12 protein-coding genes are annotated in these 13971 nt (G+C 54.6%); 2 read left to right on the forward strand and 10 right to left on the reverse strand.

Annotated features, from left to right (window positions below):
- Positions 1-98 precede the first annotated feature (98 nt).
- Entirely contained in the window at positions 99-890 is a 792-nt protein-coding gene (locus EGT74_RS18900; protein WP_123848127.1) for a M57 family metalloprotease, read from the reverse strand.
- A gap of 316 nt (positions 891-1206) precedes the next feature.
- Here EGT74_RS18900 and EGT74_RS18905 point away from each other — a divergent pair, with 316 nt between their 5' ends.
- Positions 1207-3978 (forward strand): S8 family serine peptidase, encoded by a 2772-nt coding sequence (locus EGT74_RS18905; RefSeq protein ID WP_123848128.1) that lies wholly within the window; start codon positions 1207-1209, stop codon positions 3976-3978.
- A 270-nt stretch (positions 3979-4248) separates the two neighbouring features.
- Here the strand turns inward: EGT74_RS18905 and lpdA are convergent, their stop codons facing one another.
- The 8 genes from lpdA to EGT74_RS18945 all read right to left on the reverse strand — a co-directional run bounded on the left by lpdA (position 4249) and on the right by EGT74_RS18945 (position 11586).
- Positions 4249-5655 (reverse strand): dihydrolipoyl dehydrogenase, encoded by a 1407-nt coding sequence (gene lpdA / locus EGT74_RS18910; RefSeq protein WP_123848129.1) that lies wholly within the window; start codon positions 5653-5655, stop codon positions 4249-4251.
- A 169-nt stretch (positions 5656-5824) separates the two neighbouring features.
- Positions 5825-6499 carry a LolA family protein gene (locus EGT74_RS18915; RefSeq protein ID WP_123848130.1) on the reverse strand — a complete coding sequence of 225 codons (675 nt, stop codon included), beginning with the start codon at positions 6497-6499 and terminating at the stop codon, positions 5825-5827.
- A 129-nt stretch (positions 6500-6628) separates the two neighbouring features.
- The gene (locus EGT74_RS18920; protein ID WP_123848131.1) at positions 6629-9238 is read right to left on the reverse strand and encodes an FtsK/SpoIIIE family DNA translocase; all 2610 of its coding nucleotides are present in this window, start codon (positions 9236-9238) and stop codon (positions 6629-6631) included.
- 194 nt (positions 9239-9432) lie between these two features.
- Positions 9433-9819 carry a DUF423 domain-containing protein gene (locus EGT74_RS18925; RefSeq protein WP_123848132.1) on the reverse strand — a complete coding sequence of 129 codons (387 nt, stop codon included), beginning with the start codon at positions 9817-9819 and terminating at the stop codon, positions 9433-9435.
- The gene (locus EGT74_RS18930; protein ID WP_123848133.1) at positions 9812-10318 is read right to left on the reverse strand and encodes a shikimate kinase; all 507 of its coding nucleotides are present in this window, start codon (positions 10316-10318) and stop codon (positions 9812-9814) included. The genes EGT74_RS18925 and EGT74_RS18930 overlap by 8 nt, the downstream gene beginning before the upstream one ends.
- A 100-nt stretch (positions 10319-10418) precedes the next feature.
- Complete coding sequence (locus EGT74_RS27390) at positions 10419-10724, reverse strand: type II toxin-antitoxin system RelE/ParE family toxin (protein ID WP_123848134.1); 306 nt, start codon at positions 10722-10724, stop codon at positions 10419-10421.
- The gene (locus EGT74_RS18940) at positions 10718-10948 is read right to left on the reverse strand and encodes a hypothetical protein (protein ID WP_123848135.1); all 231 of its coding nucleotides are present in this window, start codon (positions 10946-10948) and stop codon (positions 10718-10720) included. Before EGT74_RS18940 ends, EGT74_RS27390 begins: the two co-directional genes overlap by 7 nt.
- A gap of 56 nt (positions 10949-11004) precedes the next feature.
- Complete coding sequence (locus tag EGT74_RS18945) at positions 11005-11586, reverse strand: 4'-phosphopantetheinyl transferase family protein (RefSeq protein WP_158618222.1); 582 nt, start codon at positions 11584-11586, stop codon at positions 11005-11007.
- Positions 11587-11701: 115 nt separating this feature from the next.
- Between EGT74_RS18945 and dcd the strand changes: the two genes are divergently transcribed.
- Complete coding sequence (dcd, locus tag EGT74_RS18950; RefSeq protein ID WP_123848137.1) at positions 11702-12238, forward strand: dCTP deaminase; 537 nt, start codon at positions 11702-11704, stop codon at positions 12236-12238.
- A gap of 418 nt (positions 12239-12656) precedes the next feature.
- Here the strand turns inward: dcd and EGT74_RS18955 are convergent, their stop codons facing one another.
- Positions 12657-13895: a peroxiredoxin family protein gene (locus tag EGT74_RS18955; RefSeq protein ID WP_246008251.1), complete on the reverse strand. Its 1239-nt coding sequence runs from the start codon at positions 13893-13895 to the stop codon at positions 12657-12659.
- Positions 13896-13971 lie beyond the last annotated feature (76 nt).

Raw genomic sequence — 13971 nt, forward strand, 5'->3', positions numbered from 1 at the left:
GATTAGAAGGGGCAATTTAGGGAAATCCGCGGGGTTGGCAATAAAAGAAAGGATGTAAGGAAAAGCTCCTTACATCCCTTTCATACACAATTAGCACATCAATAGAGATATTTCAAAGCGATAATGTCGTTGGCGTTAAAGGTGCGGTCGCCGCCGTTGGAGCAGGCGAGCATCCAGGAACCCGCATCCGGACCGGTGGGGGTGCCGGGGATATGCACGGCGCCGATGTTGCTGGCGCCTTCGTTACCGCCGCTGCCGCAGCTGAACGCGCGGTTCATATAGTCGGTATGGCGGAAGCCGATGCAATGGCCCATTTCGTGCTGGATCACCGAGCCCACGTAAGTTACGCTCGGGTTTTCGCCGTACGCCTGCGGATGGGTGTTCATTTTGATGGTTTTGTAAGGATTCCCGTTACGGGTGGGGAAACCTGCAGAACCGAGGGTGATGAAGCCGCCGCTGGGGCCTTCATAGAACCCCTGAATGGTAATGTCCGCACGGCCGCTGGTAATGCGCTGGAACGTAAGGTCGAGGCCCTGCGCGTTGTACCGCTGGATGGCCAGGTCGGTGCCCTGCACATAAGCGCTGCCCAGGTCGGATACCATCACCGTGATCACACGGGGCAGACTTTTAACGAGGTTGTTGGTCCGGTACTGTTCCACCTCGGCGATACGCAGGTTGGGGGTAACGGATGCGTTGGCCAGGTTTTCCTCGTCGAGGAAAATATCCCCTTCCACCACCCAGCCGCCGTCGCGGGCCTGCACGTTCGCCGTGCTGAAACCCTGGGCTTTGATCTGGGCCAGTACATGTTCAGGTACCGCTTGCTGGTCGTTGCCGGTGGATGCCGCTTCTTTCTGGCAGGCGGAAAGACCGATGCCGAATGCGATGCTCATACAATAAAGAACAGATTTTGCTTGTTGCTTCATAGCGCTCTGATTTTGGATTTTTGGGTTTAGAAATAAAATGATTCATTCCCGCAGGAACGGAAAACAGTTTGACGCAGATCATTTCAGGATCGTTGAAAACAGATTGCATAGCACGTTGTTTTTTCGTACTTCGGGTCGATGCATCTGATAGTAAAAAATTCGAAAACGATTTGCTCTCTATACGGTTATTCAGATATAGTCGATTGCTCTGATGGTTTAGATTTGGTCTGTTATCCAATAATACTATTTTTTTGGTGATAAAAAAAATCGATAGTTTTAGTATATGCGCGTTACGCTTTCGCCCAGACTTTTTTTCACCGTTTCCTGCATCGTTGCCATACTCGCCACATGCAGGCTCAGCGCGCAATCCGACCCGTTCGTGCAACGCTACGCCGCCCCTGTTCCCGACACGCAGGAGCACCGTAAAAAACCCGATTTTTTTCTCGTCCGTTTTCCCGCTTTTCCCGGTGAAACGAATTTAAACCGATTGCAAAGAAAACGCTCCCTCTCCCCGCTATATCATATCGTCGGGACCATACCGGCAGACACCAGCGTAAAAAGCTGGCCGGCGAACGGTAACTGGAAAGCCACCGAAGCGGTGCTGGACAAACTGGACCAGCTCGCCGCGCGCGACAGCATCACCGTACTGGCCAACGCCGCGCCGCCCCCCGCCCGGCTGCTGCGCTGGGAAACACCGGATAAGCTCGCCTTCCTGAGAGTCGCCAAAAAAGACTGGGCCGCGTTCATTTCCCATCCGTCCGTCATCATTGTGGACCTGCAACGCCGCCCCCGCACGGAAACCGTGCTGAACACCGCCAATTACACCCTCAACCGCATTACCACGCTCCAGGCGCGGCTGCCCGCCTTGCGCGGCGAAAACATGCGCGTGTCGTTAAAAGAAACGCTGTACGACACGGCAGACATCGACCTGGTGCAACGCCATATTCCCACGGCCAATGAGCCCGCTGAAACCGCCGTGCACGCCACCATCATGGCCACCCTCATGGCCGGCGCCGGCAATTCCGGCACGAGCGGCAAAGGCGTGGCGCCCGCAGCCCGTATCGCCAGCGCCGATTTCCTGCGGCTGCTGCCGGATGCGCCGGGTTATTTCGCACAGTACAACCTGCATGCGCAAAACCATTCCTACGGCACCGGCCTCGAAAATTATTACGGACTGGAAGCGGTCGCATACGATGAACAGGTACATGCGGCCGACACGCTGGTGCATGTATTCTCTTCCGGCAATAGCGGCGCCGCCACTCCTACCGCCGGCCTCTATACGGGCCTGGCCGGTTTCGCAAACCTGACGGGCACTTTCAAACAGGCTAAAAACGTGATCGTGGTGGGCGGAACGGACAGTATCAATAATGTACCTGCCCTCAGTTCCGGCGGCCCGGCATACGACGGGCGCATCAAACCGGAGCTGGTGGCTTTCGGGGAAGAAGGCACTTCCGGCGCCGCGGCGCTCACCACCGGCGCGGTGCTGCTGCTGCAGGAAAGCTACCGCAGCACCCACGGCCAAATGCCACCCGCCGCGTTGATCAAGGCCGTGCTCGTCAACAGCGCGGACGATACCGGCGCACCCGGCCCGGGTTACCGCACCGGCTACGGTGCACTCAATGCCTGGGAAGCCGTGCAGACGATCCGCGAACAGCGTTTTTCTTCCGGCGCCGTTACTAACGGCAGCACCTATACGCAAACAATACCCGTACCCGCCGGACAGCAACTATTGAAAGTAACGATGAGTTACGCGGATGTGCCCGCCGCCGCCAACGCCGCCAAAGCGCTGGTGAACGATCTCGACCTGGAAATCACAGACGCCGCCGGCAACCGTTACGCGCCCTGGGTGCTGAGCACGGCGCCCTTCCGCGACTCCCTGCTGAAAGCCGCCCGCACGGGCCGCGACAGCCTGAACAATACCGAACAGGTCGGCATCATGTTACCGGCCGCCGGAAATTACACGGTCACCGTCCACGGCCGCGCCGTCGCCGCCGGCAGCCAGCGTTTCCACCTCGCCTGGCAAATGGTCCCCGCCGCGCACTTCGACTGGCAATACCCCGCCGCCAACGAGATCCTGCCCGCCCGCGAACCGGTTACCCTCCGCTGGCGCAGTACCTTCGGCGGTACGGGGCGGCTGCTCTACAGCCTGGATAAAGGCGCCAACTGGCGGCTGATCAACGGCAACGCCGATCTGGCGCAGGGATACGCCACCTGGGAAACACCCGATGTATTCGGCGAGGCGCTCCTCAAAATGGAACAGGGCGCCACCGCGGTGGTCAGCGCACCTTTCCTGGTTTCACCACGCATTCAGGTACAAACGGGGTTTAATTGCACCGATTCCGCGCTGCTGTACTGGAACAGGATACCGGGCGCCCGTTATTACCAGGTTTATGCCCTCAACGGGGCTTATTTTTCGCCTTTCAGTCAAACGGCGGACACTGTGCTGATCCTGAAGAAAAACGCCGCATTACCGCAGGTATTTGCCGTGAGCCCCGTTGCAGCGATGGAAGGTGCCCGCAGCCGGGGGATCGATTACACCAAACAGGGGCTCGACTGTTATATCCGCACCTTCACGGCCGACCTCGACAACAACGGCCAGGTGCAGCTCAGGCTGACGCTCGGCAGCACCTGGCAGCTCAAAAGCATTACCTGGGAAAGGCAGGGCGCAGCCCTGGCGCAAACACCCGTCAGCGGCGGACTCATCTATCAACACAACGATGCCGCGCCGCCCCAGGGTATTGTGTATTACCGCGTAAAACTGGAAACGGCGAACGGTCAGTTCATTTACTCGGCCGCGATCCCGGTGCGGGTGCTCACCGAAAGCGCCTATCTGCTCTTCCCCAACCCAGCCGCTGCAACGTTGCAGATACTGGCCGCGCGCCTGGAAGCACAGGAAATACGAATCATGGATGTACAGGGCCGCGTGGTGCGCACCTTGCTGCTGCAAAACCTGCTGCAGCCCGTCAGCCTCCAGGGCCTCAGCGCCGGCACTTACTGGTGCATCATCTACCGGAACGGGGAAAAAATATTCACGGGGCAATTCGTGAAGTTGTAAACAGAAGGGCAGACCTTGGGGGGGTTACTGCTCCGGGAGAAAATGTTCAACGGATAGTAAGTGAAGCACGGATGCCGGAACTCCATCTACCACGCACTTCATGCAGCCCTACAACGAAAAGGGCCACCCTGTGAGGACTTAAGGCTACGGATAGAAACAATCAGTAAAGCGCTGAAGCCGGCTCCATCCACCGAACATTTCATGCATAAAACGAAAAAAGGCCACTCCTGTGAGGAGCGGCCCGTTTCCGGTAAAAAACGCGTTTCGTTATTAAAGGTGAATCGCTTCGCCGTAAGCCACTTCGATGGCATCTTTCACCGCTTCGCTCATGGTCGGGTGCGGGTGGATGCTGTTGAGCACTTCCAGGTAAGTGGTTTCCAGGGTGCGGGCCGTTACGGTCTGCACGATGGCTTCGGTCACGTTCATGCCGATCATGTGCGTACCCAGCCACTCGCCGTATTTGGCGTCGAAGATCACTTTTACGAAACCTTCGGTAGCACCTGCGCCCACTGCCTTGCCGGAAGCGCTGAAGGGGAATTTGCCCACTTTCACTTCGTAACCGGCTTCTTTGGCCTGTTTCTCGGTGTAACCCACAGATGCGATCTCAGGCGTGCAATAAGTACAGCCGGGGATGTTGTTGTAATCGATGGGGGTGGGTTTGTGATGGAATTTCTTTTCGTTGTAAGCAATGGCTTCCACGCAAACGATGGCTTCTTTGGAAGCAACGTGGGCCAGTGCCTGACCGGGAACGATGTCGCCGATGGCGTAGATGCCCGGTACATTGGTGGCATAGAATTTATCAACGGGCACTTTGCCTTTTTCGGTTTTTACGCCGAGGGCTTCCAGGCCGATGTTTTCGATGTTGGCGGCAATGCCCACGGCGCTCAGCACCACGTCGGCTTCCAGGAAAATTTCGCCGGTGGCGGTTTTCACTTTGGCCTTCACGCCGGTTTTGGTCGCTTCCACCGCTTCCACGCTGGCGTTGGTCATTACTTCGATGCCTTTTTTCTTGTAGATTTTTTCGAGCTCCTTGGAGATGTCTTCATCTTCCACCGGAACGATGCGCGGCATGAATTCCACGATGGTCACCTTGGTGCCCATGGTCGCGTAGAAATAAGCGAATTCCACGCCGATGGCGCCGGAACCCACCACGATCATGCTTTTGGGCTGTGTGGGCAGGTTCATCGCCTCGCGGTAACCGATGATGGTTTTGCCGTCGATTTTCAGGTTCGGCAGTTCGCGTGAGCGCGCGCCGGTTGCCAGAATGATATGTTTAGCCTCATGCACGGCTGTTTTTCCGTCTTTATCCGTTACTTCCACCTGGCCTTTGGCTTTCAGCTTGCCGGAGCCCATGATCACGTCGATCTTGTTCTTCTTCATGAGGAACTGAACGCCCTTGCTCATTTTATCGGCAGCGCCACGGCTGCGTTTGATCACTGCAGGAAAATCCGCTTTGGCATCACCCACCGTTACACCGTAATCTTTGGAATGCTGAATGTATTCCATTACCTGTGCTGATTTTAACAATGCCTTGGTCGGGATACAGCCCCAGTTCAAACAGATACCGCCCAAACTCTCTCTTTCTACTATAGCTGTTTTAAATCCCAGTTGAGAAGCCCGGATAGCTGCCACGTATCCTCCGGGGCCACTACCAATTACGATTACGTCGTATGCCATATTGCTTGATTTTTAGAATAAAACTTGGCAAATGTAATAAAACTAAGAAGCAAAACGTAAAAACTAATATGATTGGGGTGTATTGAATTGATTCTTACTTGTTTAAAGGTTAAAAAAAAGGAGATCACCTTCGCGGTCATCTCCTTTTTATAGCTGGTGAATATCGTTGTTATCGCAGGTCCACCACTTCCACACCGGGGTGTTTCTTGGCGTCGAAAGTGAACATATCGTCCGTCACCGCGCCGTTGGGCGTAAAGCTGCTGATTTCGTAAGTGTAGCGGTTGCCGTTCTTTTCAAACACTTTCATGCGGGCCAGGGTCTGGTTCTTTTTGTCCACATCCACCAGCACCTTGAAGAAAGTCTTCGATTTGTCGGTCGGCGTCAGCTCGATGTTCTGCAGCACCTTGCCTTTTTCGGTGGTTTCACCGTTGAGGCGGTACAGGAAGTCCTTGTCGTAGAAATTGGTGAAGATCTTCGCGGGCGTCATGCTGTTGCCGCTCTGGTCCACGTTATTGATGGTCACCTCGTTCACGTCTTTGGCGTACGTCCAGGATGTTTTATTGTCGCTGATAATTTCCTGATCGCCCATCACCACTTTATACTTGGCGCCTTTGAGGTACACGGAGCCTTTTTTGGAATCGGAAACGCTGTTGTTGGCGCCTTCCACTTTCAGTACGAAATTAGCTATGACAGATTTCAGGGATTTGAATTTTTTGCTGACATTATCCAGTACTACTTTGGCTTTAGGGTCGCTCTGCCCGAGGGAACCGCGGGTCTGAGCCGTTGTGCCGAATGCCATTCCACACAAAATCAGGCCCATGCATACCGTTTTCTTCATCATCATAATTTTTAGTGTTACAGTTATAGGTAATTAGACAAATGTTGTGCCGTACCGTTTAAGCGGCCATGTTAAATAAATCCCAAATTTATCTAATATTCCAAAAGGTGCGATTATAGTCTTAAAGCGGCGAAATTATAACATACTGTTGAGAATTTCCTCGAGATCGGCCTCCGTTTTCACATTCACATCCCGGGCCTTGCTGCCCATGTTCGGCCCCACTATCCCGGCGGCTTCGAGCTGGTCCATCAGCCTGCCGGCCCTGTTGTAGCCGAGTTTCATCCGGCGCTGCAGCAGCGAGGTGGAGCCCTGCTGGTTCTGCACGATCACGCGGGCGGCTTCCTCGAACAGCGGATCGCGGTCGGCCAGACTGAAATCCTTGCCCTCCATGTCCTTTTCGTCGATGTACTCCGGCAGTAAAAACGCATCGGGATAACCGCGCTGGCCCCCGATGAATTCCGCCACGCCTTCCACTTCGGGCGTGTCCACGAATGCGCACTGGAGGCGCACCAGTTCGCCGTTGAAGGAAATGAGCATGTCGCCCTGCCCGATCAGCTGCTCTGCGCCGCCGATGTCGAGAATGGTGCGGGAGTCTATCTTAGACGACACTTTAAAGGCAATACGTGCGGGGAAGTTGGCTTTGATGGTACCGGTAATGATGTTCACGGACGGGCGCTGGGTGGCGATGATCAGGTGGATGCCCACGGCGCGCGCCAGCTGGGCAAGGCGGGCGATCGGCATTTCCACTTCCTTGCCGGCCGTCATGATCAGGTCGGCGAACTCGTCCACCACCAGCACGATGAACGGCAGGTAACGGTGCCCTTTCTGCGGGTTGAGGCGGCGCTGCGTGAACTTGCCGTTGTACTCGCGGATGTTACGGGTGCCGGCTTCCTTCAGCAGATCGTACCGCAGGTCCATTTCGATACACAGGGCGTTGAGGGTGTGCACCACCTTCTTCGTGTCTGTGATGATGGCGTCTTCTTCGCCGGGGAGTTTGGCGAGGAAGTGTTTTTCGATGAGTTTGTAGAGCGACAGCTCCACTTTCTTCGGATCCACCAGCACGAACTTCAGCTGCGACGGGTGTTTTTTATACAGCAACGACACCAGCAGGGTGTTGATGCCCACGGATTTACCCTGGCCGGTAGCCCCCGCCATCAGCAGGTGCGGCATTTTGGCCAGGTCCACGATAAAGTTCTCGTTGTCGATTTTTTTACCGATCGCGATGGGCAGGTCCATCTGGCTGTGCTGGAACTTGTCGGACGCCAGGATGTTGCGCAGCGACACGATCGTTTTCTTTACGTTCGGCACCTCGATGCCGATGGTGCCCCTGCCGGGGATAGGCGCGATGATACGGATGCCGAGGGCCGACAGGCTGAGGGCGATATCGTCTTCCAGGTTCTTGATCCGCGAAATACGCACGCCCGCCGCCGGTACGATCTCGTACAGGGTAACGGTGGGCCCCACGGTGGCGCTGATTTTCTGGATGGAGATATCGTAGTTCTTCAGCGTGTCGATGATCTGGTTTTTGTTCTTTTCCAGTTCGGTATTGTCCTGTACGATCTTGTCGGAACCATGGTTCTCGAGCAGGTCGAGCGCGGGATATTTGTAATCGCGGAGATCGAGGGTGGGCTCGTACGGATCAACCAGTACGGGCTCGCGCACGGGCTCGATCTGCTCTATTTCGTCCTCCGCCGGATCTTCATACACGGGTTTGATCTCGAACGCCACCTCGTTGGCCGCGCTGCTTTTCTTCGGCGGCGTCACTTCCCGGATGGGCTCTGGTTCAGGCTCTGGTTCAGGCTCCAACTCCGGTTCAGGTTCCGGCTCCGGTTCACGAACAGGCACGGGCTCCGGTTTCGGCGGGATGTATGCCACGTTGGGCGTGGTATCTTCTTTTTCGATGAGCTGCAGGCCGGCGTCGAATTCTTCTTCCTCCATCATCGGCAATACCGTGATGTTACCCGCCGCTTCGTTGTACTTGTTCAGCGCTCCCGCTGTTACCGGCGCGGCGCCGGGTCTGGCGAACGGCTCTTCGTCCTCTTCCGGCTCATCATCCCCGTCTTCTTCAACAGGCGCAAACGCTTTGGCCGGTTTCGGCTTCTTCTCGGGCCATTTGAAATCGACGTTGAATTTCCAGATGATCCAGGTGAGGCCGGCGAGCAGCAGCAGCAGCCCCTCTCCCGTTTTACCGAGGAATCCGCCCGTCCACCGGTTGAGTGCGTCGCCCATGGCGCCGCCCCAGGGGAAGACGGATTTGCCGGAAAGGAAAGAAAAACTCATGCTGATGAACAGCAGGCCGAAGAGGATGTATTTGACATTGCGCCAGAAGCGGAACACGCGGCGGCCGACAATGAAATTGATACCGATGATAAAAAAGAAATAGCAGAACAGGTACGAGGCCAGCCCGAAACCCTTGTAAAAAAACCAGTGGGAGGTATAAGCGCCGAGGCGGCCCAGAAGGTTATCGACCTCTATTTCGTGCATGAACAGCACGCGGGAAGAATAGCGGAACACCTTATCCTGGTCTTCTTCCCAGGTAAAGAGATAAGACGTGAAGGCAATAAAGGTATACAGCGCCAGCAGCAGGAAAAAAGCGCCCAGTACTTTATGGGTGCGCTCGTCCCTCACCAGCTCCTTTACCTTCACTTCCGGCTCTTTATCGGGCCGCAGAACGTCCGGGTTGGGTTGTTGTTCCTTTTTCTTTTTAGGTTCTTTCTTTTCTGATTTCAGTTTGTTACCTGCCATAATCGAAATCAAAATTAACTATTGCCCCGGCAATCGCAGAAAATTATTTCGCGGCCGCGGCGGTGAAACCTGCCCATGCGGTTATTTTTTCCGCAGGGCGGTCGATATGGTTGCTTTAAAGGCCCGGTATTCCCGCGGCATGCAGGTGCTGCACGACTGGAAAAGTTGGCCCGTCCCGGCTATTCCGGGCATCATCACTTTTTCAATATTCCCAGCAGCAGGCTCACCCAGCCGGCGATGAACAGCAGCCCGCCGATGGGCGTAATGGCGCCGATGCCGCGGAGGCCCACCGTTTCGGTGGCTTTCAGAAGGGTCAGTACGTACAGGGAACCGGAAAACAGCAGGATGCCGAACAGGAAAAAGCGGCCGGCCCATACCAGTTGCGGTGCAGGGATATGCGCGTACAGGATGCCTACGGCCAGCAGGGCGAACACATGGTAAAACTGGTACGTTACCCCGGTCTGGAAAGTGCTCACGGTTTCCGGGGGAACCAGTTCTTTCAGTTTATGCGCACCGAACGCGCCCAGTACCACCGCCAGGGCGCCTAACAGTGCCGCCCACACGAGAAATGATTTATGCATGCCTGATCAGTTTTTCAAATGTCTCCAAAGTTATTTCATCGTCGCTGATGATCACCTGACTTTGCTCATAAAAGGGCTGGCGCTCCGCTAATTTTTTCTCCGTGAAGGCGGTCAGCTCCTCCGTACCGAGGTCCTGGATGAGCGGCCGTTTGTACTGCTTGCGCTGCAAACGCTCCACCATCAGGGGAATGGAAGGGTTGAGCCATACGGTGACACCGTTGGCGTTCATGAAGTCCATGGTATCGGAAAAACAGGGGGTGCCGCCGCCGCAGGAAATGAGAAACCGGTCGTTTTCGGCGGCCAGCTCACGGAGCACGGCCGCTTCCCTTTTCCGGAAATAATCTTCCCCTTTGGTATTGAAGATATCCGCTACGGGCATGCCTTCCCGCTCAACGATCACCTCGTCGAGGTCGAAGTACGGGAGGTCCCAGTGCGCCGCCAGTTGTTTGCCCCAATAGGATTTGCCGGCTCCCATAAAACCGAGAAGAAATAATTTCAATATATAACGGTTTATAAATGTTAAAGCTAAATTTCTTAAAAGTACAAAATGCGGGGGAAATGGGAAAGAAAAGGAAGGGGAATCATGGGAAGTCTGCGGATTAGTACACCAACGGGTCCATTTTGGTATGGCGTACCCGGATTACAGTAACCTGATCTTCAGATACATGATATGTAATTCTATACTTTAAAAGTTCGTAAGCACGATAGGAACCATCGTTTTGCTGTCGGTATTTGTCAGGGGGATAAAAATGCGGGTTTATAGCAAGGGCCTTTATGGAAGCTAACAATTTATCTCTTACTTTTTCAGCACTCTTAACTGAATCTTTTTTAATATGTTCATATGCGTCCTTTAAGGCGCGCTTTGCTTTATCGGCGATTATTACCTTCACAGGGCCTTTCACCATGAACGCATCTCCTTTTCCAAGTCTTCCAAAGTGGTGAATTTCCCCTCTTTTACACGCACCATTGCTTCATCCAATTCTTCATTGTATTCCTTCAGTGTTTGACGGGAATGGGTGATTTCCCCACCCTTCAGAAAGCTTTTCAACATCTGGATAACACTTTTTTTCTGTGTGTCGTCCAAACGGGAAAAATGCTCAAACATCTCCTGATCCAAAGCTTTACCCATATGTATGGTTTTTATACAAATTTAAGGTATTATTCTTAATCAGAGTGGTCTCGCCCCTACCCCTTCCTTTCCCCTACCACCCACACCAGGCACAGTTCCCCGTCCATGAGATACTGCAGATCCAGGCAGGCCATCCGCTCGTCTTTCAGGAAGTCGCAGGTGATCATGCCGGCGTTCTGAAAGGGGAAAGCCTGCAGCTGCATGTTGGCCTTAAAATCCAGCCCGCCCATGCCGTACCATTTGTAAACCGCCTCCTTGGCGCTCCAGCAAACGGTCTGATGCGGCAGTTTATGGGTTCTGGAGATGAATTCGGCCTCCCGCAGCGCCAGGAACTTGTGCGCCACCCGCCCGATCTTGGGCTGCACCAGCTCGATGTCGATGCCCACATGCTCGCGGCGGCTCACGATGGCGGCGGCATAGTCGCCGCAATGGGAAATGGAAAAATAATAAGGATTACCGGGGATATAGGGCTTGCGGCTGTCCATGATGCGGATGTCGTTCACCGGCAGCTCCGGGAAGAGCTCCACCAGCAGGTAACGCCCGGCGAAATGCTGCAGCCGTTTATGAGGATGGTGCACTTCGGGCTCTATCGTAACGGTTTTCCTGAAAAAGGCTTCTTCTTCACCAATTTTCCACACTCCGAGCTTCGTATCCCGATCTATTTGAATTGTACGTATTAAAGCCATAAATTCGCCGCATTAAACGCGAATTTAACGGGAAATACCCAACTGGCCTAACCTAAACAAACACATCATGATTCTGTCGGATAAACGGATACTGGAGGAAATCGAAAAGGGCACGATCGTGATCAGCCCTTATGATCGCAAATATTTGGGGACCAACTCCTACGACGTACACCTCGGCAAACACCTGGCCACGTATGCAGACAGGGTGCTGGATGCCCGCAAACACAACGAAATCGTACACTTCGAAATACCGGAAGAGGGCTTCGTGCTGCAGCCGAATACCCTTTACCTCGGCGTAACGCTGGAATACACCGAAACGCACGCCCATGTGCCCTTCCTCGAAGGCAAATCGAGCACGGGCCGCCTGGGTATCGACATCCACGCCACCGCAGGCAAAGGCGACGTGGGTTTCTGCAACACCTGGACGCTCGAGATCTCCTGCGCCCAGCCGGTGAAAATCTACGCGGGCATGCCGATCGGACAACTCATCTACTTCGCCGTGGAAGGAGAAATCGAAACTTTCTACAACAAAAAAGGCAACGCCAAATACAACGGCAGAACGGTTCGCCCCGTAGAAAGCATGATGTGGAAAAACGAGTTCTAAAATAAAAAGCCCGGAGTGTGCAATACTCCAGGCCCGGATCTTAATGAAACGAATCAAAAAGATCCTTCAGTTTTTGCAAGAGGCCCGTTATGCGGGACAAACCATCCAGGATAACCGAAAACCTGGATGGTTTCTTTTTTCCATTCCCCATACTTCAACATGGACGTTTTTGAAAAGCCCACCATCTGCGTTTCATGCCTTGCATATCGAACGGGAGCATCAATATTAAGAGTTTCTCCCGGTATAAAAATCAAACCACGACACCCCGCCTCGCAGGTTGCAAAAGCGGGTCTCAACTATTTTTCAAACCGGCCATGGTAAAGGATTACAGCCATGAAATTTTTCTGTTAAAGGCATGAAAAAAGGCGTGGAGATACACGGTATGCATCTCCACGCCTCACTATACCGAAGCCGCTTGTTAACTCTCCTTCAATAACTCGTCCATCAACGCATTGAACTCATGTTTGTATTCCTCATAATGCTCGCCCGTACCCGGCCCGTTGAACCCGGTGTGCACCTTGCGCACGCGGCCCTGCCTGTCGAGGTAAATGGTGGTGGGGAAGCCCTTGATGGCCGTGATCTGCGGCAGCGTTTTTTCCGTTTTCTGCGGGTCTGCCGGTGTTACGCCGGTGATCAGGATGGGATACGCGATGTCGAACCGTTTGGTGAAACTTTCGAGCGCCTTCTTTGATTTCTCAAAATCGGTGGTGCGCTCATAGCTGAGCATCACGATCTCCGCGCCGCGGTCTTTATTCTGTTTATACCACTCGCTCAGGTACCTGGTTTCATCCATGCAGTTGGGGCACCAGGAACCGGAGATCTGTATCACCACGGCTTTGTTTTTGAAACGTTCGTCTTTGATCGACACGGGCTTGCCGTTGAGGTCGGGGAAGCTGAAATCGAGCGTGGCGTTCGCTTCCCTGACGGTCGAAATGGTGGTAGCGTCCTGCAAACGGGCGCTGCTGTCTTTCCGGGCGGTGAACGCCAGCCTGTTGGTGATGCCCTGCAGGAACACGCCGTTGCCGAGGGTGGAATCGTTCTCGATTCTGGCGGTGAACACATAGGCGAACGAGCCGTCGAAGGTGGAGATCTTCAGCGTATCGCCGTCTACCACGCCTTGCAGGTAACGGTAGTCGCCGGTGGTGGTGAGGAACGTGCCTTTCACGGCGCTGCCTTCCTGCACGAACTCACCGATGGCGAAAGTGGAATCTGCCTTGCCGGGGGCGGTGAAATGCGTGGGCCAGCGGCCGGTGATGTTGAATTTCGGCGGGTTCTTCGCGGGGAAACGTTCGGCGATGCCGGGCAATCCCTTAAAGGCGATGCTCACATCTTTGTCTGCCAGGTGCCGTATCCAGCGGCCTTCGAGGCTGCCGTCGGGTTGCAGCGCGGTGCGGAACTCGGAGTCGTAAAAAGGCATGCGGATGAAAACGGAGTCTCCCTCCTGCCGCACATCATCCACCAGCAAACGTTCGCCGGCGTTGAGGATGTGAATGGTCTTTTTGCCGGCGCTGTCCTGCACTTCGAAGTTGAACACGATATCGCCGCCGTCTTCGCGCAGCAGGTGGCCCTGCCAGTTGCCGGCGGTCAGATGTCCGGGTTGTTGTGCGCCGCAGGCCGCCAGGGCCAGCGCCGCACCGAATAAGAATACTGATTTCATGTGATTCGTAGTTTCCTGCGCGGGTGAAAGGCATCCCTTCATCCTGCGCTATTTTATGATCACCGCGTACGGTGGT

Origin of the sequence: Chitinophaga lutea, assembly GCF_003813775.1 — a bacterium.
Classification (GTDB): Bacteria; Bacteroidota; Bacteroidia; order Chitinophagales; family Chitinophagaceae; genus Chitinophaga; species Chitinophaga lutea.

Bases quoted from the DNA above. Each gene is read 5' to 3' on its own strand.
- EGT74_RS18925 (WP_123848132.1), bottom strand. From the start codon at position 9,819: ATGCATAAATCATTTCTCGTGTGGGCGGCACTGTTAGGCGCCCTGGCG.
- EGT74_RS18905 (WP_123848128.1), top strand. From the start codon at position 1,207: ATGCGCGTTACGCTTTCGCCCAGACTTTTTTTCACCGTTTCCTGCATC.
- EGT74_RS18940 (WP_123848135.1), bottom strand. From the start codon at position 10,948: ATGGGTAAAGCTTTGGATCAGGAGATGTTTGAGCATTTTTCCCGTTTG.
- EGT74_RS18915 (WP_123848130.1), bottom strand. From the start codon at position 6,499: ATGATGATGAAGAAAACGGTATGCATGGGCCTGATTTTGTGTGGAATG.
- EGT74_RS27390 (WP_123848134.1), bottom strand. From the start codon at position 10,724: ATGGTGAAAGGCCCTGTGAAGGTAATAATCGCCGATAAAGCAAAGCGC.
- EGT74_RS18955 (WP_246008251.1), bottom strand. From the start codon at position 13,895: ATGAAATCAGTATTCTTATTCGGTGCGGCGCTGGCCCTGGCGGCCTGC.
- dcd (WP_123848137.1), top strand. From the start codon at position 11,702: ATGATTCTGTCGGATAAACGGATACTGGAGGAAATCGAAAAGGGCACG.
- EGT74_RS18900 (WP_123848127.1), bottom strand. From the start codon at position 890: ATGAGCATCGCATTCGGCATCGGTCTTTCCGCCTGCCAGAAAGAAGCG.
- EGT74_RS18920 (WP_123848131.1), bottom strand. From the start codon at position 9,238: ATGGCAGGTAACAAACTGAAATCAGAAAAGAAAGAACCTAAAAAGAAA.
- lpdA (WP_123848129.1), bottom strand. From the start codon at position 5,655: ATGGCATACGACGTAATCGTAATTGGTAGTGGCCCCGGAGGATACGTG.